Origin of the sequence: Hymenobacter volaticus (genome assembly GCF_022921055.1) — a bacterium.
GTDB lineage: Bacteria > Bacteroidota > Bacteroidia > Cytophagales > Hymenobacteraceae > Hymenobacter > Hymenobacter volaticus.
The window spans coordinates 186721-206900 of sequence record NZ_CP095065.1; the positions used below are offsets into that span (position 1 = coordinate 186721).

Consider the following 20180-nt stretch of genomic DNA (forward strand, 5'->3'; position numbering starts at 1 on the left):
TCTGAGGTATACAACAGCTATTTTTCACGTGTTCGCCGGAAACAGTCGCATAAGGAAGTTCACGTCATCATGTGAAGCAAGCAGAGCAGCCGGCTAATGGCAAGCACTCTGCCCTAATCCCCAAGCTTTTTTAGCAGCCGCAGTAGACTTCTTGCTAGCCAATCCATGTCTAAGCAATTTGCGCTGCCGGAGTTGACGCCTCACTAAGTGTTATACTGAGCGAACAAGTATAATCTAATCTCATATGACCACTTAGTGAGAGCAGGCAAAACGGGCCTTTACTGCAGCTAAGCGCCCTTAGAAGGTATCTGCTCCCTCTTGAAAAATATTGCTTAACGTAATGGCATTTAACGGATTGCGCAAGACGTTCAGCTGCTTGAGGTCCTCGATTCTTTCCCTAAGCTTTATGTTCACCAAGGTTCAGCAATACGCTCAATACCAGCTCTTTGCGCTGACGGGCTATGGGCACTAGGGTACCGTCGCTCATTTCAATAGCCCCCCCTCCGCTTTCACGTATCGGCTCACCTGCTGCACATTAAGCAGGTGCGAATGATGCACCCGCAGGAAGCCATGAGGCTGAAGCAGCTCTTCCACTTCTTTGAGCGTTTTCGAGACGATCAGCTTTGATTTATCGGTGAAAAACAACGTCGTATAATTGCTCGACGACTCGCAGCGCGCAATATTTTTAGGCTTGACAAACGTGATTCCGTCTTGCGTGGCGAAGGGCAGCTTGCTGGGGGCGAGCGCGGGGTGCGAGTAGTGCTGCAGAAGTAGCTCTAATTGATCTTTAAACGGCGATGGCTGCTGCTTCTCATAGCGCTGGACGGCTGTTACTAACTCTTCCGCCGCAATAGGTTTCAGCAAATAATCAAGCGCGGCGAATTTGAAGGCTTTCACGGCGAACTGGTCGTACGCCGTGGTGAAGAGGACGGCAAAAGGCGGATCCGGAAAAGAACGCAGCAGCTCAAATCCGTTTTTGTGCGGCATTTCTATGTCTAAGAACACCAAATGAGGTGCATGCCGGTGAATGGCCGCGATGCCCTCATCTGCGGTGGTGCACAACTCCGCTATGTGCACGTGCGGGCAATACGTTTGGAGTTGCCACTCCAGTATTTCCAGCGCATTCTTTTCGTCATCTACCAGAACAGCTTTCAACATACCGGCTTGGCTCTTAAAAAAACGGGCAACGGACAATGTATGATGGATAGTCTAGTGTACCTATTAGGTAAAAGTCGCCTAGTACTACTCAGGTGCTAGGAAGCTTGAGCGGGTAGCTGAACGAGGACTTTCGTTCCACTGCCATTGCCTTGCCCATCCTGCAGGTCCTTCACCTCGACGGTCGCCTGCAGACCATACACCTCCTGGATGAGAAAGAGGCGATCCTGGCTGATTTGCATACCGTACGATTTACTGCTGACGGTCTCTTTGCTTTTCAACTCTTTTGCCTTTTGGCGGCCAATACCGTTGTCTTCTATTTCCACGGTCAGCAGGTCTTCCGTGGGTTGACGGAAACGTAGCCATACGTGGCCTCCATTTTTCTTGTGCAACAAGCCGTGCCAGATGGCATTTTCGATATACGGCTGCAGCAACATAGAAGGGATGGTAAGAGCGTCAGGCTGGATCTCTTCTGCGACCTCGATGGCATACGCAAAGGCATTATCAAAGCGCATGCTTTCCATGTCGAGATAAAGCTGAAGGGTCTGTATCTCTTTCTCTAGGCTGATGCTTTCGCTAGCCGAATTGTCGAGCGTTAAGCGCATGAGCCGCGCGAATTTCGTCAGGTAGTGCGAAGCTGTTTTAGGATCGCTTTTTACTATGTAGCGGTTGATACTATTCAAGCAATTAAAGAAGAAATGAGGGTTCATTTGGGCCCGCAGCACCCGCATTTCTGTTTGATGAATTCGCTTCGTAAAGCTGAACTTAAGCTGACTTTCATGGCGTATCTGCCGAATGCGGTAGAGGGAGAACCCGATGGATAACAGAAGGACGAATCCACCCAATAGGCAATAGGTGGTAATGCGCCGCGTGTAGCGCTGTTGAGCTTCGCGTCTTTCCTGTCCTAGTTGTTGCTGGCGTAGCGCTTCCTGGTATTTAATGCTTTCGGTTTGCTTTATTTTTTCTAGGTTGACGAGGCTGTCTTGGAGGGTGGTTTTCAACACGAAGTAGGTATAGGCACTATCCTTGGGCGTTTGATTGGCGTACAGCGCGTGTAACAGGGAAGTAGCTTCTACTTGGGCGGCTAGACGCTTCATCCGGCGAGAAATAGCCAGCGAGCTTCTGGCGTAATGCAGGGCCGAATCCAATTGATTTCGCCGCCGATACACCCTAGCCAACGCTAGCTGAGCATTGGCCGCTAAGTCCAAGCGGAAGCCGGTTCGCTTTACGTACTCGATGCACAGCCGAGCATAATAAACCGTACTGTCATCAACGGCTGTTTTAGAAAAGTGCCGCACTAAATTGTCGGTGGTCAGCGCTACTAGCTGATTGTCTCGGATAGCATGCGCCATCTTGTAGGCTCGCCTTTTATAACAAAGAGCGGAATCCAGTTGGTTTAGTTCTTCGAAGGCGTGGCTCATAAAGTTCATATACCCGCTCAAGGCATACCGCTGCACTGCTTTCTCATCTTTCGATTGAAGCGAAGGCACCAGCTTTCGTGAGCGTCGGGCATAACGTAGGGTCGTGTGGTATTCCTGTAAATCGTTGAAGACAAACATCATATGCCGCAAGGCTATCCACACGGCGAGGGAATCCTTCGTTTGCTCGGCTAAGTGAAGATTGTGAAAAGCCGTTTGTAGTGCTTCGGGATATCGTCCCAATTGCCGATACGCCCAGATCATCAACCAGTAAGCATCCGAGACTCCTTCAGTATAGTTGCTTTTTTGGGCCACGGCCAGGGCTTGTTGACTGTACATCAAGAGCGAGTCCGCATAACCTAACTGTAGTGAGCCGCGGGCCAAGGACACAAGTAGTTTTACGCGTATCGTGTCCACTTTTGCCTGCGCCAACTGCTGCTTGAGGCCCTTCATCTGTACTAGCGACAGTGGCCCCCCTGTGGCCGTTCCGTCTGGGCATAGGAACAAGCCGCGAGCAGAAACAAGAGAAAGGCGAAAGCACCACGTCGCATCGTCACCGGATCTAGCAAGGAAACACCAATGAAAATAGGGAAAAGAATGGTGGTCAAGTGCTTGACCACCATTCTTTTCCCTATTTTCATTGACCTCGTCCCTGATTTAGCGTCTTCTCAAGTTCCCTGCTTCTTCGAGTCTAAGGGTTGGCCTCTGGAAGGTAGCAGCCACTGGATAGCTACGACCCATGGAACCTCGAGGTCAGCGGCGGACAAACCCACCCAGCGTGAGGTAGTGGGTTTGCTTCTGCGCATTAACATAGACGTTATAGGTGGTCGGATAGTAGGTGTTGGTTTCCTGGAAATACAGCGGCTGCGCAATAGCTTTGGCGGTGCGGTTGCCGCTGCGCATCTCCTCGATAGTCACGAGGGGCAAAATAAAGGTATACCGGCCGTTATAAGAACCCAACAGCAGGGCGTGGGTCATGCCCACAAAAGCATTTCGTTCCGACCACTGCTTCCCTGTACGCGGGAGGTCATTTTGACTTGCTTGATGGGTAGTAGGCATATACCCGGGGGAGGCAGCACGTTGAATTTGGCGTCGGGATCGGTAGAGGCCGGGATGGCTTGCCTCTCGGCCAGGGAAGTCATGAAAAAGCGCGGATCATAGTGGGGACCAATGGGAACTGGACCGTTCGGGCCTTCCATATCATGGCCTTGGGAGGCCCAATTGATTTGAATATGCTCAAATGGGGTCAGATCTTTCGCCCGCTGCGGCAGCGGAATCTCCTGCACACCGAAGTTGGTGGGGGTAAGTTGAATACGGCCTCTCGAGTGAATTCCAATCCCAGTTCAACTGGTTCCTGCCGGGCATTGACAGAGATCCAGGCGGTGGCTTGCCCGTTGGCTAAGGGCACCGAAGTACCGCGGTAAATGCGGAGTTGATCGTTGGGCTGGAGGCCGTAGTCCTCGAGCAGGTCGCAAGAGGAGAGCAGCAGTAGACTGCTGGTCAAAAAGAACATAGCGTGTAGTAGCCGTTTCATAGCAGTGCTTTTTATGGTTTGTTTCCTGAATTTCAACTACTGCTTCAAGAAATGCTGGCTGAATGAGTAACCAGCTAGTACCGCCGAGCAACTGGTAGGGCGCAGTGATTAATCGGTTTGGTTATGGTACCGCTTGGCAAGTAAGTGGGCATGCCGACTAATACAGGAACGGAGGAAGAAAAAAACCTAGAAGGCAAATCAACTGATGAGAAGTGGTCGTTAAACCAAGCTATAAGCTCTGTCGGCTTTGTCGGTCCCGCGCTGAAGATGAGCGGCCCCATTATCATTAAAGACGATGCAAGGGATAGCGACTGCGGTGGGAAGTAGGGGAAGGTCATGAGGCTATAGCTCATCCAGCCCGCACAAGGTGGCGTGACTTTCCGCACCCGGATAAGTAGCGAGCAGCAGCCTTCAGAATCGGATAAAACTAGATAAAGCGAGAAATTAAGGGGTAACCACTTTCCCGGTTTCGTCGCCTACCATTATGGGAGTGGCTGTTGCAAAACTTCCGACAGGGAATCTGTTGGGTAACATTGACAGCTAGTAGAGTTCTTTGTGGTATAGATTTCACTGCTGTCTAGCTTACAAAGCGCACGAAGGAGATGGGAATGCAAGAGGCCATTCGCCGACAAAATGGTGCTTTTGTTTTTGCAACATTGCAGCATTTAGAGAAAAGCGCCTACCTTTGACCTTCCTGTACTTTTCATGATAGGTTTGGTAACACGTAGCAAAGGGAGAAGAATTGGCGCTTGGTGGCTGTTGCTGCTGCTTATGCGCGTCTTTTTACCCGAGGCGACGGTGTTACGCGCTCACTTCCATTCCCACACCGAGGAAGAGCCGGCCTTGCGAGCACCCCAGCAGTTAGTCACCAAGCACGTACTGACCCCCCAGCACCAGCACTGCCACGTCGAGCAACTCTACAATGCCCCTTTTCAGCCCGCGTTGCCGGTCTGCGTGGAAGCGCCTACGCGTTTACTGTCCTTTGCGGTGTACTGTCCGCAGACGCCCGTATGCCCCGCCACTCACCTGCTTGATGGGGCCTGTCTGCGCGGGCCACCTGCCCGTTGCGCGTAAGCACGCAGGCCTAGTAAGGTAGCCAGCAAAGCATTAATTGCTGGCCCTGTAAGACCGCAGTTCTTATAAAAACTGCCGGAACGTTTCCGGCTACCCTGTAGCGCGTGGCATGAGGTCACCTCGTCTAAGCCAACCCCAGGCACTCCCAGGTTGCGTTCCCGCGAGCGTGCCATTGCCTTTTCAGGTCCCCTCGATTACCCGGTTGCTTTTCAGCTAAGTCGCTCACACGGCTTCTTGGCCTTGGTGCGCCTAGGGAGCGCCGTCTGGTAGGGCCCACCTCTCTTCTCTTCATTCCCTCCCCCTACTCTACTCCAGAAGGAGCTGAGTTAGGCACCTCCATTTCTTTATGCAACGACTTCTTCTTATTCTACTAGTAGTATTACCGCTGCTGGCTGTTGGACAGGCTCCCTTGGGTCGTATCAACGGCCGGGCCGTGGGGCCCAATGGGCAAGGCTTGGAAGGGGTTACGGTAGTGGAACAATCCGGCCGCTTTGCCGGCCTTTCCAGCGCCGACGGGCGCTTCGCCTTCGAGCAATTACCGCTCGCCGACTACACGTTAGTCACTCGTAGCTTGAGCCACCAGGAGCAGCGCCGCACCGTGGTGCTGAGCGCCGATGCCCCCAACGTAACGGTAAACTTCACGCTGCAGCCCACCACCACTTCCCTGCAGGAAGTGGAAGTACTGGGCCGCAAGGAAACCACTTACAAAAGCGACTACAGTTTTGTGGGTACCCGCACGGCTACGGCCCTTCTTGACGTGCCGCAGTCCATTTCCACCGTAACCAAGGAGCTAATGGAGGACCGCCAGGCCCTGCGCCTCACCGAGACCGTCAAGAACGTGGCCGGCGTGACGCAGTACTCGCACTACGACGACTTTACAATTCGCGGGTTTCGCAACGGCTACGAGAGCGGCTTCCGGCTGCTGAACGGCCTGCGCTCGGGCTTCAGCTTTGGCAATGCCTTTACCCAGGCGCCACTGACGGTGAATCTGGAGCGCGTAGAGGTGCTTAAAGGCCCTGGCGCGGCCATGTTTGGCGACATCAACCCCGGGGGCACGATCAACATGGTCACCAAAAAACCACTCGATGTAGCCCGCAAAGCCCTGACCGTCTCGACGGGCAGCTTCAACACCACCCGCGCCACGGCCGACTTCACGGGCCCCCTCACCGAGCAGAGAAACGTGCTTTACCGCTTCAACGCGGGCTACGAAAAAACCAACACGTTCCGCGACGTGAACGACACCAAGTCGCTGATACTGGCGCCCACCGTCACGTTCCTGGTGAGCGACAAAACCACGCTCAACGCCGAATTGGTGTACACCCACATCGACGGCTACCTCGACCGCGGCTTGCCCATCAAAAGCAACGACCTGTACGCGGTGTCCCGCTCGTTTACCCTGAGCCAACCAAGCGACTACTTCCGCACGAGTACCTACTACCTGAACGCGTCGTTGAATCACCGGTTCACCGACTGGCTCTCGTTCAACGCGTCCTACCTGGATTTTACGTTCATGGAAAACCTGAGCGAGCACCGTACCCTCAACTCCTACGACAACTCGGACTCCACCAAACCGGCCAACTCGGTGATGAATTTGCGCTACTTCGACCGCCGCGCCGAGGAGTACACCAAGAACCTGTCGGCCTACTTTGTGCTTAATCGCACCACCGGCTCACTAACCCACAAGGTGGTGGTCGGGGCCGACTACATCCGCTTCAACACCGATAAGGAGGGTGTGATGTTCGAGGCGCGGCAACGGCTGGTAACCAACGTAGCGAACGGCGTGGTAAGCCAGCGCGTGGCGCCGCTGCAATTCGACCTCAATAGCCCGAGCTACGAAATCCGCGACCCGAGCACGTATATCCGCCGCCCAACGCCGGCATTTTTCGCCGACTACATCAACTCGATTTATCACACTACCGGCGTGTATGTGCAAGACCAAGTCGAGGTGACGCCTCGCCTGGACTTGCTGCTAGGGGCACGCTACGAGCTATTTGCCGATGAGCGCGACTACGGCGACGGCACCACCAACATTGCGCAAACCAAGTTCCTGCCCCGGGCGGGCCTCACGTACGCCCTGCGCGACAACCTCAACTACTTTGCCTCCTACAGCGCGGGTTTCCGGCCGCTGCGGCCCGAGCTTATCCGCTTTCCGGAGCGCTACGGGCGCAGCAAACCGTTCAGCCCCGAAACCAGCTACCAGCTGGAAACCGGTTTAAAGGGAGAGTTTTTCCAGAAAGCGCTGTTCGCGACGGTGGCCGCCTACCAGATTGGACGCCGCAATCAACTCGTCAATACCGGCTCGCTCACGGCGGATGGAGCGGCCATCTACCGCCAAAACCAGGCCCGTTCGCGCGGGGTGGAGGTGGAACTGACGGGCAACATTCTGCCCAATTTCAACCTGAACGTCAATTACGCCTTCAACCACACCGAGGTGACGGAAGCCGACCTGGCGGCCGAAAAAGGCCAGCCCCTGGCTAACGCACCCGAAAACTCGGGCGGCTTGTGGGCTAAATACACCTTCCTCACGCCCACGTTGCGCGGCCTGGGGTTGGCCGTGGGCGGCAACTACGTGACCCGCCGCCGTTTCGAAAACCAGGTAACGCCCCTCGACGGCGGCCCTGCCGAATGGTCTTACTGGCCCGGCTACGCCGTGGCCGACGTGGCCCTGTTCTACACTATCAACCGCTTCAACTTCCACGTCAACGTCAACAACCTGCTGGACAAGTACTACTTCGTGGGTGGCTACGACTACTTCCGGGCCAGCCCCGGCGCCCCGCGCAATTTCATTACCACGCTCGGGTATTCATTTTAGCGGCCAGCTTTAGTCCGCTTCACCCTCTTGTAAGTAGCTCAACCATGACCTACATCTTAGAAGCCAAAGACCTGCGCAAGCAGTACCCGGCAAAGCTGGCCCTGCAAGGCCTGAACCTGCAGATTGAAGCCGGCGAAGTGTTCTGCCTGCTCGGCCAGAACGGGGCCGGCAAGAGCACCACCATCAACCTGTTTCTGGGCTTTGTGCTGCCCACTGCCGGCGCGGCCTACATCAACGGGCTGGAAGTGGCCAAAAACCCGTTGAAAATCAAGCAGCACCTGGCGTACATCCCGGAGAATGTGATGCTTTACCCCCACCTGACGGCCCTGGAAAACCTCTCGTTGTTCAGTAGTCTAGCGGGCTTCAACTACCAAAAAGGCGAGCTGCTAACTTACCTGGCGCAGGCCGGGCTGCCGACCGAGGCGGTAGGCCGCCGCGTGGGCACCTACTCCAAGGGCATGCGCCAGAAAGTAGGCATTGCCATTGCCGTAGCCAAGCACGCCAAGGTGCTGCTGCTCGACGAGCCTACCTCCGGCCTCGACCCTAAGGCCTCCAACGAGTTTTCCGAGTTGCTGCGCGCGCTCAGCTTGCAGGGCACGGCCGTGTTCATGGCCACCCACGATATTTTCCGGGCCAAAGAAGTGGGCACCCGGGTGGGCATTATGCGCGAGGGCGAACTGGTGGACGTGCGCTCGACTACGACGCTCAATGCCAACGAACTCGAACAGCTCTACCTCCACTACATGCACTAGCCGATGATACGCAGCATAGCCCAAAAAGAGTTTATCAGCACCCTGCGCGACCGGCGCTTTATGGTGCTGAGTGTGTTAGTGCTAGGGTTGTTGCTGGCCGCCACCCTGGTGGGGCGGGCCAGCTACCGTACCCTGCAGCAGGAGCGCACGGTGGCGCAGCAAACCGTCAACGAGCAGTTCCATCACCAACCCAACCGCCACCCGCACCGAGTGGCTCACTACGGCTCGTTTGCCTTCCGCCCCAAGTCCACCCTGAGCTTCCTGGATTCCGGGCTGGATTCGTTTACCGGCGCGTCGGTGTTTCTGGAGGCTCACCAGCAGAACAGCGTCAACTTTAGTCCCGCCCAACAGTCGGGCTCGTTGATCCGGTTCGGTGAGCTGAGCGTGGCCTTTGTGCTGCAACTGCTGGTGCCGCTGCTCATCATCTTTCTGTGCTTCAGCGCCTTCACGGAGGAGCGCGAAAGCGGCACTTTAAAGTTGCTGCTCAGCCAGGGCGTATCGTTGCGGCAGGTGGCATGGGGCAAGATTGCCGGCTACAGCTGGGCCGTAACACTGGTCGTTGGGCCGGCATTGGCACTGGCCGCGGGGCTGCTCTTCGGGCAGGAAGAAGTTGCCGGCAACCTTGATTTGTGGGCGCGGCTGGCGTTGTTCGCGCTAAGCTACGGGGTGTACTTTTTCCTCTTTATCGTGGGCTCGGTGGTGGTGTCCGCGTGGCAGCACCACGCCCGCACCGCCTTGGTAACGTTGCTTGGGTTTTGGATGCTGGGCTGCATCATTTTGCCGAAAGCCACCGCCAACCTAGGCGCCAACCTGTTTCCCGCCATCACCAAGGCGCAACTGGACGCCGCCGTGCACGAAGAAGCGCAGAAAGGGATCAACGGCCACGATCCGCAGGATCAGCGCACGGCCGTGCTCAAGGCGAATCTGCTAAAAAAATATGGGGTTGATTCCGAGGAAAAACTGCCCGTGAGCGTGGGTGGTTTGGTGATGGCCGAAAGTGAGGCCTACACCAGCCAGGTGTACCAACGGCATTTTGCCGGCCTGACGAGCACCTACGAGCGGCAAAACGCCCTTTCCACCTGGATGGGTTTGCTTAACCCGTACCAAGCCATTCGGCCCTTGTCGATGGGGTTGGCCGGCTCCGACTTCGCCCACTACGTGCACTTCCAGCAGGCGGCCGAGGCTTACCGCTATCAGTTGGCACAACAACTCAACGCCTTGCAGGTGGGCATGGGCTACGGCGACAAAGAGCGCAAGCTCGACGCCGCTACCTGGCGGGCCATTCCCCCTTTCGCTTACCAGGCCCCACCCTTGCGCTGGGCACTTCACCCTTTGCTGGTGCCCGCGCTCGCCTTGCTTTTTTGGGCGTTGGGGCTGAGCTGGCTAGGACTGAAACTGATTGAAAAAACGAGTATTGCCTAAGCTGATGAAGATATTCTGGCTTCTGTTTACGTATGAGTGGCGGCATTTCAAGGCCGCTAAGGGCCTGGTGCTGCTAACTGCCCTGGTGTTGCTGGTCGGTCTCTACGGCATCTACTACGGCACCACCGAAATCGGGCGCCAGCGCCAGCACCTGGCCGAACTGCCCACCCTGGCTCGCCACAACGTGGAGGAGCTGCAAGGGAAGTTTCCGGGGAGGCTGATGCCGGCGATATCGGCTACTACCACACCACCTTTGCCGTGCACCACCCTACTGCCTGGGCCAGCCTCTCCTTGGGTCAGCGCGACGTAAATCCTTACTACGTGAAGCTGCGGCTGCTGGGTTTGCAAGGTCAGCTTTACGCTTCCGAAAACGTGAACCCCACCAAGGCCCTTAATGGCAACTTCGATCTGGCGTTTGTGCTGGTGTACCTGTTTCCGCTGCTCGTTATTGCCTTGAGCTTCAATTTGCTGTCCAGTGAGCGAGAGCAAGGCATCCTGACGCTGCTGCTAGCCCAGCCAATCAGTGCGGGCTTGGTAGTGGGGGCCAAGCTCTTGTTTCGGCTAACGCTGGTGCTCGGGCTGGCGCTAGGGCTATCGGCGGTGGCCATGCTGGGGGCGCAGGTGCCGCTCGATGGCCGCGTGGGACTCTGGCTGGCACTGGTGACCTTCTACTGTTTGTTATGGTTTGGCCTAGCCTACGTGGTGACGGGCTTGCAGCGCAACTCGGCCTTCAACGCGGTAGCGCTGGTAGGATTGTGGCTGATTCTGGTGGTGCTGGTACCGGGCTTGCTGAACGTGTACGTTAGTGCCGCCCGGCCCGTGCCCCAGGGCATTGCGCTGACGGTAAAGCAGCGCGAGGAAATTCACGGAGGCTGGGATAAGCCTAAAATGGAAACCATGAACCGCTTTTTTGCGCTCTACCCGCAGTTTCGCGACACGGCCACCATCAAGGAGCGGTTCGTGTGGCGCTGGTACTACGCCTTCCAGCACCTAGGCGACCAGTCGGTACGGCCCCTAGCCGCGGCTTACAGCCAAGGCTTGCAGCAACGCTACGAACTGGTGAACCGCCTAAGCTGGCTTTCGCCGGCCATCAACGCTCAAAGTAGCCTCAACGCGCTGGCCGGCACCGACCTGCCGACTCATCTGGCCTTCCAGCAAAGTGCCACCCGCTACCACGACGCGCTGCGGGCCTTCTACTACCGCTACCTGTTCCACAAAGTGGCGTTCACCCACGCCGACTACGCCAAGGAGCCCACGCACACGTTCACGAGCACCCCGGAAATCAAAACGGCGGTTAGTGGCTTGGGCAAGCTGCTGGGTAGCGTGGGGGTGGTGTTTGCAACCGGCCTGCTCTTGTTCCGGGTGCGTCCCATCAACCCGCGCTAAGAACCCGGCTAGCTGGGCAGTCTGTCTACTAATCCGCTTCCCTCATGCCTATCCGAATTCTTCTAGTCGTTTTCCTCTGCGCCATTCAAAGCCTAGCCGGCGTGACCGTCAAGCCTTTTTCTTTCCGCAACGAGACCATCAAAGCGGGCACCAAACGTGCCATGCTGCTGCCCGTGGTAGCCGGTAAAGACAGCACCGTGATTCCGGTGACTGTATTTCACGGCGCGAAGCAAGGGCCGGTCGTGGGCATCATTGCCGGGGTGCACGGCTACGAGTATCCCCCTATTATTGCGGCCCAGCAGTTTGCCCAATCGCTGGACCCGGCGCAACTCAGCGGCACCGTTATTCTGGTGCATCTAGCCAACGTGCCGGGGTTTCTCGGGCACCGGACGGATGTTAATCCCTTGGATAATAAGAACCTGAACCGGGTGTTTCCGGGTAAGGTGGATGGCACCATTACCGAGCGCATGGCCTGGGTGCTAAGCAACGACATCATCGCCCGCTGCAACTTTGTCGTTGACGTGCACGCCGGCGACGCCCCCGAAGATCTGCGCCCCTATTCGGGTTACTACAATTACTTCGACACCCCCGAGCTGTCCGAAAAAGGCCGGCAGATGGCCGTGGCGCTCGGCTTTCCTTACGTGGTGCAGTTCGGCAACGAGCCTACGCTTAAGGAAGCGGCGATCTATTGCTCGCGCGAAGCCATCAAACGCGGCATCCCGGCAGTGGATATCGAGTGCGGCCGCCTCGGGCAGGTGGAAGCGGAAAACGTGGCTCTGATCAAGCAGGCGCTGCACAACCTGCTGGTACATCTGCGCATCGAGGAGGGCACGCTGTCGCGGAGCCAGCCTTACTTGATTGCCCGCCGCACGAGCATCAACAGCGCGCATACCGGCTTTTTTTACCCTCTAGTAAAGGCGGGCGAATTTATTTATAAAGGCCGCAAACTAGGCTTCGTGACCGACTTATTTGGCAACCACCTCTCGGAGGTGATATCGCCAGTTGATGGCGTGGTCCTTTATATGAGCGCTACGCCGCCCATCGGTAAGGGTGATGAATTGTTTAGTATTGGGCAGCTGCCGCTGATCACTAAGTCGTGAGGTATAAAGTCTCTGCTTACCAGCTGGCTTGTCCAACAACGAGTTGGCTGTATAAGATCGGGGCCTGCTTTCTAGTATCACCTGGTACACTGCCCGTAGCTTTCGTGTGTCTTGTCCGTCCGGTTATTGGAGGGCTTTTTGAGACGGTAATGCTATTTGAGCCGTCCTAAAAAACGCTACAGCTATGCGGCGTTCCAGTTGCTGAGGTCTGCCGCTGAGCTACCAGCGAACTTTTCGCCCGGCTGGGGGTTGCAGTAGCTTTGAATCGTACAGAATACTGGCTGCTATGACGACCACCGCCCTTACTGCCCTCTATCAGGAATTGGCGCTCTGCATCGGTCTCGACCTAAGCACGTTGCTGCCCCTAGGCATTCAGCGCGAAGTGGGCCACTTCAACGTGTTTAACATGGCGGACCTCTGGGAGTCCACCCAGTTGCGCGCCGGCACGTCTTACCCTTGCCGTTCCTTTTACAAGGTCAGCCTGTTGCGCAGCCACAGCCGCGCCGAGTACGCCAACCACACCATTGACATTGCCCCCGATGCGTTGGTGTTTTCCACGCCTAAGAAATCATTTCAGTGGCGGCCCGCCGAGGCCCAGCAGGGGCACTTCTGCCTCTTCACGGCCGAGTTTATGCTGCCCGTTCTGGGAGGCGCTACGCTCGAGGAGCTGCCTCTTCTTCAAGCCGAGGGGCACCTCGTGTTTCAGCTAAATCCAGTTGAAGTGGCGCGGGCGGCGGCGCTGTTCACCCAAATGCACGAGGAGTTAAGCTCCGACTACGCCCACAAGTACGACCTGCTACGGGCCTACGTACTGGAACTGCTACACCTGGGCCAGAAGCGACAGCCCGCTACCACACTGCACCCCACGCATTCGGCGGCGGCCCGGCTCACGTCCCGCTTCGTGGAACTGCTCGAGCAGCAGTTTCCTCTGACTACCCCCCAGCAGGGCGTGCCGCTGCGCACGCCCAAGGATTTTGCCGACCAGTTGGCCGTGCACGTCAACCACCTCAACAAGGTGCTCAAGGAGCACACCGGCCGCACCACCACCGACCTCATCGGCGGCCGTCTGGCGCAGGAGGCTAAGGCCCTGCTGCGCCAGACGGACTGGTCGCTCTGGGAAATTGCCGATAGCCTCGGCTTCGTGGACGTGGCGCACTTCTCGCATTTCTTCCGCCGCTACGCCGCCGTGAGCCCCGGCGCTTTCCGCACACTGGAAGCCGTGCTGGTTTGATTTGTACAACAAGCTGATTGGCGAATACACCACCACTGGTTGCGGGGCAGGGGACCTTTGTCATGTTCATTTCAACAAGGCAACCCCTACGTATGAGTACTACCAAAATCGCCCTGCTTACCGGCGGCAGCCGGGGCCTGGGCAAGGACATGGCCCTGAAACTGGCCCAGCAAGGCATCGACGTCATCCTGACCTACCGCAGCCAGCAAACGGAAGCCGCGGCCGTCGTAGTCGCCATCGAAGCCCTCGGTCGCCGCGCCGTGGCCCTGCCGCTAAACGTGGCCGATACGAGCACGTTCGAGGCGTTCTTTGCGCAGGTCACTAAAGTGCTGGCCGATACGTTTGGCACCGACAAATTTGATTTCCTGATCAACAATGCTGGCACGGGTCTGCTCCACCCGTTTGCCGAGACGACCGAGGCGCAATTTGATGAGCTACTCAACCAGCATTTTAAAGGCGTCTATTTTCTGACTCAACGGGCCTTAGCGCTATTGCGCGACGGGGGCCGCATCATCAATATCACGTCGTTGGCCGCCCGCGTGGCTTACGCTGGCAATACCGTTTATGCGAGCGTGAAAGGGGCCTTGGAAGTATTCACCCGGCAGTTGGCCCTGGAGCTAGGCAGCCGGGGCATTGCGGTCAATGCCGTGGCGCCAGGTGCCGTATTTGGCGGTGGCGCCATGCCGGACACCCCCGAAATGCGCGACTATATCCTCCAGGCCACGGCCCTGGGCCGCACGGCCGAGCCCGATGACATCGGGGGCATTGTCGCCTTCCTCTGCTCCGACGCAGCCCGCTGGATCAACGGCCAGCGCCTGGAGGCCTCGGGCGGCGTGGCATTGTAAACCCAACGGACGACCAACTTCTAGGGTGTTAGAGAAGCTTGCCTAAACCCCACGCCGTTACTGGAATAGCCAGTAACGGCGTGGGGTTTGTGACCCTGCCCAGCGTAGTGGGAAGAGGTTGTGACCCTTGCCTTACCGATGAAAATAAAATTGAGCTTCTCACGCAAATACTCCCTATCCACAGTTCCTGACCTTTGTTCAAGCACCTATAGTCGGGAAAACGCATGAAAACAAAACCAGCGCTACTCGTCAGTCAGCCGAGCATCATCTACTCGCAGTATTCAAACTGCCACGTTGAAAGCTAGCGGGCTGCGTGCGCGTGACAGCAGCAGGACAAAGCCGCGTGCTCGAGGCAGGCAGCTTGCTATTTACCTGGAAAAATTTCTTAGCCAAATTCATTAAGCAGCCGGCCGAAAAGGATCCTTTTCGCGCCATTACGATACTATTTGACACGCCTACCCCACTTGCCGCCCGCTAGTCGAACGGAGAGGACCACCCCCTACAGCTGCCGTAACTGCTCCGTCAGCGAGCGCGTGTTGGCGAGTACGACCTCGCCTGTATGCAATGTTTGCTTTTTCTCCAGCAGCATGATATGGCATTCCTGCTCGGCGACGGGGTTATGGGGCGTTCCCTTCGGGACGACGTAGAGCGAGCCGGCCGGTAGCTCGACTACGCCGTGCTCCAACTCAATACGCAGATGACCTTTAAGCACGAAGAAGAGCTCGTCCTCCTGCGCATGGCTATGCCAGGTAAGCGAGCCCAGCAGCTTGGCTACCTTCACATAGGAATCTTCTATTTCGGCCACGACCCGGGGCGACCAGTATTCGGTTAGCGAAGCGGCCAACTCGGCCAGGGGAAGGCTAGGAAGCATAGCGAACAGGGAAAAAGGGTGAAACCGGAACGTACAAAACGGGCGGGGACGCTCACTCGCCGAGCAGTACCCAGCCCTCAGCTTACAAGCTACCCAATTACGCGGCGGGAGTAACACAAGGGTAGGCTGCTTAACTGGCGCTGAAGGTGCAAGAAGCCCACCTCAATTGCGTAAAGATGTGATAAGGAGTCCTTATCACATCTTTACGCAATTGAGGTGGGCTAGCTAAGCCGGACAGGGGACCGTCCGTACACTTCACGGGCTTGACCATGCACTATGCCCTCTTCCAAGGTAGCCAACCGCTCGGTCGCCTGCGCAGAGGCCGTTAACGTCAGCTGCACCTTGCTGGCATGGTGACGTTACGCTCGCACATCGTGGGGCTTCTCTTGCCCGTGCAACGCAAATGGGGGCATGCCGTGGTAGTGCTCTACGGCATGCCCCCGTTTGCGTGACGAGCCGTATTGCTCGGCACTTTCCTTATTTGGCGGCGGTTTTCGCCGCCTCCCCGTTCGCCGCTTTCCTGATGACGTCAGCCACCATTTTGGGCTGCGAGATGTAGATGCAATGGCTACCCTTTACTTCCGTTACGTTGGTATTGGAGCGGCTATACATGTTGCGCTGAATGAGCGGATTAATGCTTTTATCCTCCGTGGCTAAGAGGGCATACGTAGGCTTCGTTCGCCAAGCGGCCTGGGTGAGCGGGGTAATAAACGCTTTGGCGTAGAAGGCTCCTTGCGAGGCGGCCATAAACTCGGCCTCCTTTGCACTTACGTCAGCGCAGAAACCGGCGTGAAATTTCGCTCGGTCATAGTACACAATCCCTTGCGCATTGGGCGGTAACACCCCATTTTCCGGGGCGGGTGGGGCACTCTGAAACCATTGCAGGGCCGACTCGCCCTTGTCCGGCTGGAAGGCGGCAATGTAGACCAGTGCCGCTACCTTGGCGTGATTACCCGCCTCGGTGATGACGGCCCCACCCCAGGAGTGGCCCACTAAAATGGCGGGGCCATCTTGTTGGTCCAGCGCTAGGTTTGTCGCAGCTACGTCATCTTCCAGCGAAGTCAAGGGGTTCTGCACCACCGTCACATGGTAGCCGTTTTTAGTTAACTCTTGGTAGAGGGCTTTGTAGCCCGAGCCGTCGGCAAACGCGCCGTGTACCAGCACTACGTTTTTGACTGTTTGCGCCCAGGTGGTGGCAGGCAAGCCTACGAGGAGGGTCATGGCAAAAATTGAACGGGCCAGCAGGTGAGCTAGGCGGGTGAACTGAAGGGAAAATTTCATGTCCTTTTAAGAGTTAGTGAACAGGACAAAGGTCCCACCAGACGGCGCGCTGCGTATTGCCCAGAATTCCCGAAGACTTATAAAAACTTCCCCTCGTCCGGTAGCAAGGCTTTGTCCTGACGATACTTAATAGGTGAAACGGCCGTGTGCCGCTTGAAAAAATTGCAGAAGTAGGCCGGCTCCTCAAAGCCGAGTTCATAGGTGATTTCTTTAACGGACTTGGGCGTGTAGTGCAGCAGCCGTTTTGCTTCTAACAGAATTCGTCCTTGGATTAGCTGCAATGCCGTTTTGTCGCTATAAAGCGCAAAGATGTTGGCCAGCGTTTTCGGCGACTTGTGCAGCAAATTCGCGTAGTAGGCTACGGAATGCTCCCGTCGGAAATGACTTTCAACGAGCACGTTGAACTTCCGAAATAGACTTAGCCGCTGCTCCTGGTGGTCTTCCCCCGGCATATATTCCGACCGGGCCAGCTTCGTGATCGTAATGATCAGGCGCTTTAACAACACCACCAGCATCTCATTCTGAATGTGGTCTTGCGTTGCTAACTCCTGCTTGAAAATGGCAACCAGCAAGTTCAGCTTTGCTTGGTAAGCCGGATCGAGGCGAATAAACATCGTATTTCCCATTCCGAACAGGAACCCTGCGCAGCTGACTTCGGCATCGTGATCCACCACGCAATAAAACTCCCGATTGAATTGCCAAGCGACTACATCGGCTGGCCGCTCAAACGTGAACGACTGGTTGAACATCAGGGGTAAAATAGTTTGCGAGTCAAACCGGTGGGAAGTACCGTCAATATTCACTGCTTGGGCAGGGCCACTGTTCCAGGCAATGGTGAAGTACGGTTTGGCGGCGTCGCGGGAATAAAACCGGTGGTCAAACCCTGCCTCCTCACTGATCAGGAGTAAGTCTCCCCCCGTCTGTTGGTCGGTCAATGCTAGCTTCATGCAGATGTTGGTTTAAGAACCAGAAGTTGAGTGACTGCCCCACTCGTTCAGGTGCTCTGAGTGCGCGCAAGCAACGGCGACCCGCTAGATTTGAGCCGTGCCGCCATCCACAAACAACTCGATGCCCGTAATAAAGCTGCTGTCGTCGCAGGCCAGGAAAACCGCCGCTTTCGCCGTCTCCTCCGGCTGCCCCATCCGGCCCATTGGAATGCTGGAGACGATGTAGTCTTTGATGAACTGCTTTTGCTCTGGCGTACTGCCCATCCGGGTTGTAGCAGCCGTTTCCGTTGGCCCGGGGCTCAGCGCATTCACCCGAATCCTGCGGGCCTGCAAATCCATCGTCCAGGTGCGGGCAAACGAGCGCACGGCGGCCTTCGAGGCGCTGTACACACTAAAGGCCGCCGCCCCCTTGGAGCCGGTAGTGGAGGCCATGAGGATGATGGAGCTACCGTCGCGCAGCAGGGGGAGCGCTTTTTGCACGGTAAACAACATGCCCCTCACGTTGCTGTTGAACACTTTATCAAAGTGTTCTTCCGTAATGGCGCCCAGCGGCACCATCCCACCGCTCCCGCCGGCATTGGCGAACACAATGTCGAGGTGGCCTTTCTGTTGGCGCACCTGCTCGTAGAGGCGGTCGAGGTCGGCCAGATTGGCCACATCACCCTGTACCCCGGTCACCTGCTGGCCGATAAGCGCTACGGCCGCGTCCAGCTCTTCTTGCCGACGGCCGGTAATAAAGACGTACGCGCCTTCCGAAACGAAAAGCTGCGCGGTTGCTAGGCCGATGCCCGAGCTGCCACCCGTGATGAGCGCGATTTTGCCTTCCAGTTTTTTCATGATTCCGTTCTCGGTTTAAGAATTTTTAAGGGTGCAGTAAGGTGGGCCGTGTACTAGGCAAGCCGCCATGGGGTGGCCGACGGCCGATAAGGTGCGGGTCCTAATCTTGCTGAAACCGGTGCGCGTGCCTATCGCGGAAAATGACTTGATTCAGGGGTGAGAGCTAGGCAAATGGGCAAGGCATCCCGGCAACCTACTTGCTGCCTAGTGGTCGTCAAAGAGCTTGGCCGTGATGGTGACCGGGCTGATGAGGCCGGTTTCACTTGTTCCCGTAAGACGTCAAAGGCCACGGCGGGGGAAATGGCCTGTTAGCGAGATTGACTCCGCCAGGAAGTGCGCTTGCTACAGCGTCAAAGTGCTTTCCAAGTCCCGTTCGGGGTGCAGGCCAAGCAAACAACCGCTTATTTCATGCCGCCGCCAGCTAAAATGACCTCGCCAGTTATCCAACGCGCATCATCAGAGGCCAGGAATACGGCGATGGGCGAAATATCAGTTGGCTGGCCGATGCGCCCCAGTGGGGTCATGGCTTCAAATTGCGCTTGAAAAGGACTGCCGATGAGGCCTGCCACTCGGCCGCCTTCCGTATCGGTCATCCCTGGATTAATAGAATTTACCCGGATTTTCTTAGGACCAAGCTCTTTGGATAACACCTGCGTAATAGCGTCCAAGGCCCCTTTCGTGCCGGCGTAAATGGTACTTTGGGGCGGACTGAGGCGCGTTACACTGGAACCGATGTTGATGATGCTGCCCCCTTTCTCGCCAAAGCCAGCCACCGCCGCCTGGGTAGCCAGGATGACCCCTAACACGTTGGTATTAAACTGACGGTGAAATTCGGTTTCCGTGACGTCTTCGAGCAGAGACAAGGTGTATACGCCGGCGTTATTCACCAGTATATCCGCGTCACCAAAGGTTTCTTTCGTCTTGGCAAAAAGGGCCTCCACGTCGGATTGGCTGGATACATCGCCCTGCACGACGATGGCTTTGCCGCCTTTCGCGATAATATCGGTAACGACTTTATCAGCCCCCTTTTTATCGGACGAGTAGTTCACCACGACCAAGGCGCCTTCGCTGGCCAGGCCTCTCGCGATTTCAGCGCCAATGCCTTTGGATGCCCCTGTCACAACGGCTACTTTGTTTTCTAACTTTTTCATTTTCAATAGGTTTGAAGTATGGAACAACAGTTCCGAAAATGTGAGATGGATTTTTGCTAGCGAGAGATAACTCTCGCAGCACTTTGAAAATCAATAGGGTCGGGGTCAAAACGTCCTGACCGAGCAACGCCACCCTTAGTAAGCAGCAGTCAGGTGCTCGCGGTGTTCAGCCGCCCACCGTTGCAAGGTCAGCGCAGGGCGGCCGGTTACGTGTGGTACATCATCGCGCACGCTGCCGATGTAGCCCATTCGGCCGTCAACAATCTGTCTCATGGATTCAACGCCGCTCCTGGGCATACCAAGACTCAACCTGGAGATCCATGGAAGTGGAGACTTTCTTGAACTCGTCGGGTCCGAGCACCTG

General features: G+C 56.5%; 20 protein-coding genes. 9 read left to right on the forward strand and 11 right to left on the reverse strand.

The features are described 5' to 3' along the window. Positions 1–483: 483 nt before the first annotated feature. The 5 genes from MUN86_RS27770 to MUN86_RS27790 all read right to left on the reverse strand — a co-directional run bounded on the left by MUN86_RS27770 (position 484) and on the right by MUN86_RS27790 (position 4107). Positions 484–1158 (reverse strand): LytR/AlgR family response regulator transcription factor, encoded by a 675-nt coding sequence (locus tag MUN86_RS27770; protein ID WP_245127003.1) that lies wholly within the window; start codon positions 1156–1158, stop codon positions 484–486. Between the two features lie 95 nt (positions 1159–1253). Then, positions 1254–3026, reverse strand: coding sequence for a sensor histidine kinase (locus MUN86_RS27775; protein WP_245127004.1), 1773 nt, complete (start codon positions 3024–3026; stop codon positions 1254–1256). Positions 3027–3326: 300 nt separating this feature from the next. After that, positions 3327–3551 carry a hypothetical protein gene (locus MUN86_RS27780; protein WP_245127005.1) on the reverse strand — a complete coding sequence of 75 codons (225 nt, stop codon included), beginning with the start codon at positions 3549–3551 and terminating at the stop codon, positions 3327–3329. Next, positions 3548–3859 carry a hypothetical protein gene (locus MUN86_RS27785; protein ID WP_245127006.1) on the reverse strand — a complete coding sequence of 104 codons (312 nt, stop codon included), beginning with the start codon at positions 3857–3859 and terminating at the stop codon, positions 3548–3550. The genes MUN86_RS27780 and MUN86_RS27785 overlap by 4 nt, the downstream gene beginning before the upstream one ends. Then, positions 3820–4107, reverse strand: a complete 288-nt coding sequence (locus MUN86_RS27790) for a hypothetical protein (protein ID WP_245127007.1) — start codon at positions 4105–4107, stop codon at positions 3820–3822. The genes MUN86_RS27785 and MUN86_RS27790 overlap by 40 nt, the downstream gene beginning before the upstream one ends. A 771-nt stretch (positions 4108–4878) precedes the next feature. On the opposite strand from MUN86_RS27790, the gene MUN86_RS27795 reads away from it, so the two are divergent. The 9 genes from MUN86_RS27795 (at position 4879) to MUN86_RS27835 (ending at position 14729) form a co-directional block, all read left to right on the forward strand. Further along, positions 4879–5181 (forward strand): hypothetical protein, encoded by a 303-nt coding sequence (locus MUN86_RS27795; protein WP_245127008.1) that lies wholly within the window; start codon positions 4879–4881, stop codon positions 5179–5181. A gap of 346 nt (positions 5182–5527) precedes the next feature. Then, a complete protein-coding gene (locus MUN86_RS27800; RefSeq protein WP_245127009.1) occupies positions 5528–7993 on the forward strand; it encodes a TonB-dependent receptor in 2466 nt (821 codons plus the stop codon). A 53-nt stretch (positions 7994–8046) separates the two neighbouring features. Beyond that, positions 8047–8745 carry an ABC transporter ATP-binding protein gene (locus MUN86_RS27805; RefSeq protein WP_245127182.1) on the forward strand — a complete coding sequence of 233 codons (699 nt, stop codon included), beginning with the start codon at positions 8047–8049 and terminating at the stop codon, positions 8743–8745. A gap of 3 nt (positions 8746–8748) precedes the next feature. Next, the gene (locus tag MUN86_RS27810) at positions 8749–10167 is read left to right on the forward strand and encodes an ABC transporter permease (RefSeq protein WP_245127010.1); all 1419 of its coding nucleotides are present in this window, start codon (positions 8749–8751) and stop codon (positions 10165–10167) included. A 4-nt stretch (positions 10168–10171) separates the two neighbouring features. Beyond that, entirely contained in the window at positions 10172–10477 is a 306-nt protein-coding gene (locus MUN86_RS27815; RefSeq protein ID WP_245127011.1) for a hypothetical protein, read from the forward strand. Beyond that, positions 10426–11553 (forward strand): ABC transporter permease, encoded by a 1128-nt coding sequence (locus MUN86_RS27820; protein WP_245127012.1) that lies wholly within the window; start codon positions 10426–10428, stop codon positions 11551–11553. The genes MUN86_RS27815 and MUN86_RS27820 overlap by 52 nt, the downstream gene beginning before the upstream one ends. A 44-nt stretch (positions 11554–11597) precedes the next feature. Next, complete coding sequence (locus MUN86_RS27825; protein WP_245127013.1) at positions 11598–12653, forward strand: M14 family metallopeptidase; 1056 nt, start codon at positions 11598–11600, stop codon at positions 12651–12653. Between the two features lie 286 nt (positions 12654–12939). Further along, positions 12940–13884, forward strand: a complete 945-nt coding sequence (locus tag MUN86_RS27830) for a helix-turn-helix transcriptional regulator (protein ID WP_245127014.1) — start codon at positions 12940–12942, stop codon at positions 13882–13884. 92 nt (positions 13885–13976) lie between these two features. Beyond that, on the forward strand, positions 13977–14729 hold the full coding sequence (locus tag MUN86_RS27835; protein WP_245127015.1) for an SDR family NAD(P)-dependent oxidoreductase: 753 nt from the start codon (positions 13977–13979) through the stop codon (positions 14727–14729). 499 nt (positions 14730–15228) lie between these two features. Here the strand turns inward: MUN86_RS27835 and MUN86_RS27840 are convergent, their stop codons facing one another. The 6 genes from MUN86_RS27840 to MUN86_RS27865 all read right to left on the reverse strand — a co-directional run bounded on the left by MUN86_RS27840 (position 15229) and on the right by MUN86_RS27865 (position 20089). Then, the gene (locus MUN86_RS27840) at positions 15229–15600 is read right to left on the reverse strand and encodes a cupin domain-containing protein (RefSeq protein ID WP_245127016.1); all 372 of its coding nucleotides are present in this window, start codon (positions 15598–15600) and stop codon (positions 15229–15231) included. 477 nt (positions 15601–16077) lie between these two features. Continuing rightward, complete coding sequence (locus MUN86_RS27845; RefSeq protein ID WP_245127017.1) at positions 16078–16881, reverse strand: alpha/beta hydrolase; 804 nt, start codon at positions 16879–16881, stop codon at positions 16078–16080. A gap of 77 nt (positions 16882–16958) precedes the next feature. Next, positions 16959–17828, reverse strand: a complete 870-nt coding sequence (locus MUN86_RS27850) for a helix-turn-helix domain-containing protein (protein WP_245127018.1) — start codon at positions 17826–17828, stop codon at positions 16959–16961. 84 nt (positions 17829–17912) lie between these two features. Then, entirely contained in the window at positions 17913–18665 is a 753-nt protein-coding gene (locus MUN86_RS27855; RefSeq protein ID WP_245127019.1) for an SDR family NAD(P)-dependent oxidoreductase, read from the reverse strand. A gap of 401 nt (positions 18666–19066) precedes the next feature. After that, a complete protein-coding gene (locus MUN86_RS27860) occupies positions 19067–19816 on the reverse strand; it encodes an SDR family NAD(P)-dependent oxidoreductase (protein ID WP_245127020.1) in 750 nt (249 codons plus the stop codon). Positions 19817–19951: 135 nt separating this feature from the next. After that, positions 19952–20089 (reverse strand): hypothetical protein, encoded by a 138-nt coding sequence (locus MUN86_RS27865; RefSeq protein WP_245127021.1) that lies wholly within the window; start codon positions 20087–20089, stop codon positions 19952–19954. Between the last annotated feature and the right edge of the window lie 91 nt (positions 20090–20180).

Bases quoted from the DNA above. Each gene is read 5' to 3' on its own strand.
- MUN86_RS27770 (WP_245127003.1), bottom strand. From the start codon at position 1,158: ATGTTGAAAGCTGTTCTGGTAGATGACGAAAAGAATGCGCTGGAAATA.
- MUN86_RS27775 (WP_245127004.1), bottom strand. From the start codon at position 3,026: ATGAAGGGCCTCAAGCAGCAGTTGGCGCAGGCAAAAGTGGACACGATA.
- MUN86_RS27780 (WP_245127005.1), bottom strand. From the start codon at position 3,551: ATGACCCACGCCCTGCTGTTGGGTTCTTATAACGGCCGGTATACCTTT.
- MUN86_RS27790 (WP_245127007.1), bottom strand. From the start codon at position 4,107: ATGAAACGGCTACTACACGCTATGTTCTTTTTGACCAGCAGTCTACTG.
- MUN86_RS27795 (WP_245127008.1), top strand. From the start codon at position 4,879: ATGCGCGTCTTTTTACCCGAGGCGACGGTGTTACGCGCTCACTTCCAT.
- MUN86_RS27800 (WP_245127009.1), top strand. From the start codon at position 5,528: ATGCAACGACTTCTTCTTATTCTACTAGTAGTATTACCGCTGCTGGCT.
- MUN86_RS27810 (WP_245127010.1), top strand. From the start codon at position 8,749: ATGATACGCAGCATAGCCCAAAAAGAGTTTATCAGCACCCTGCGCGAC.
- MUN86_RS27815 (WP_245127011.1), top strand. From the start codon at position 10,172: ATGAAGATATTCTGGCTTCTGTTTACGTATGAGTGGCGGCATTTCAAG.
- MUN86_RS27825 (WP_245127013.1), top strand. From the start codon at position 11,598: ATGCCTATCCGAATTCTTCTAGTCGTTTTCCTCTGCGCCATTCAAAGC.
- MUN86_RS27830 (WP_245127014.1), top strand. From the start codon at position 12,940: ATGACGACCACCGCCCTTACTGCCCTCTATCAGGAATTGGCGCTCTGC.
- MUN86_RS27835 (WP_245127015.1), top strand. From the start codon at position 13,977: ATGAGTACTACCAAAATCGCCCTGCTTACCGGCGGCAGCCGGGGCCTG.
- MUN86_RS27840 (WP_245127016.1), bottom strand. From the start codon at position 15,600: ATGCTTCCTAGCCTTCCCCTGGCCGAGTTGGCCGCTTCGCTAACCGAA.
- MUN86_RS27845 (WP_245127017.1), bottom strand. From the start codon at position 16,881: ATGAAATTTTCCCTTCAGTTCACCCGCCTAGCTCACCTGCTGGCCCGT.
- MUN86_RS27850 (WP_245127018.1), bottom strand. From the start codon at position 17,828: ATGAAGCTAGCATTGACCGACCAACAGACGGGGGGAGACTTACTCCTG.
- MUN86_RS27855 (WP_245127019.1), bottom strand. From the start codon at position 18,665: ATGAAAAAACTGGAAGGCAAAATCGCGCTCATCACGGGTGGCAGCTCG.
- MUN86_RS27860 (WP_245127020.1), bottom strand. From the start codon at position 19,816: ATGAAAAAGTTAGAAAACAAAGTAGCCGTTGTGACAGGGGCATCCAAA.
- MUN86_RS27865 (WP_245127021.1), bottom strand. From the start codon at position 20,089: ATGAGACAGATTGTTGACGGCCGAATGGGCTACATCGGCAGCGTGCGC.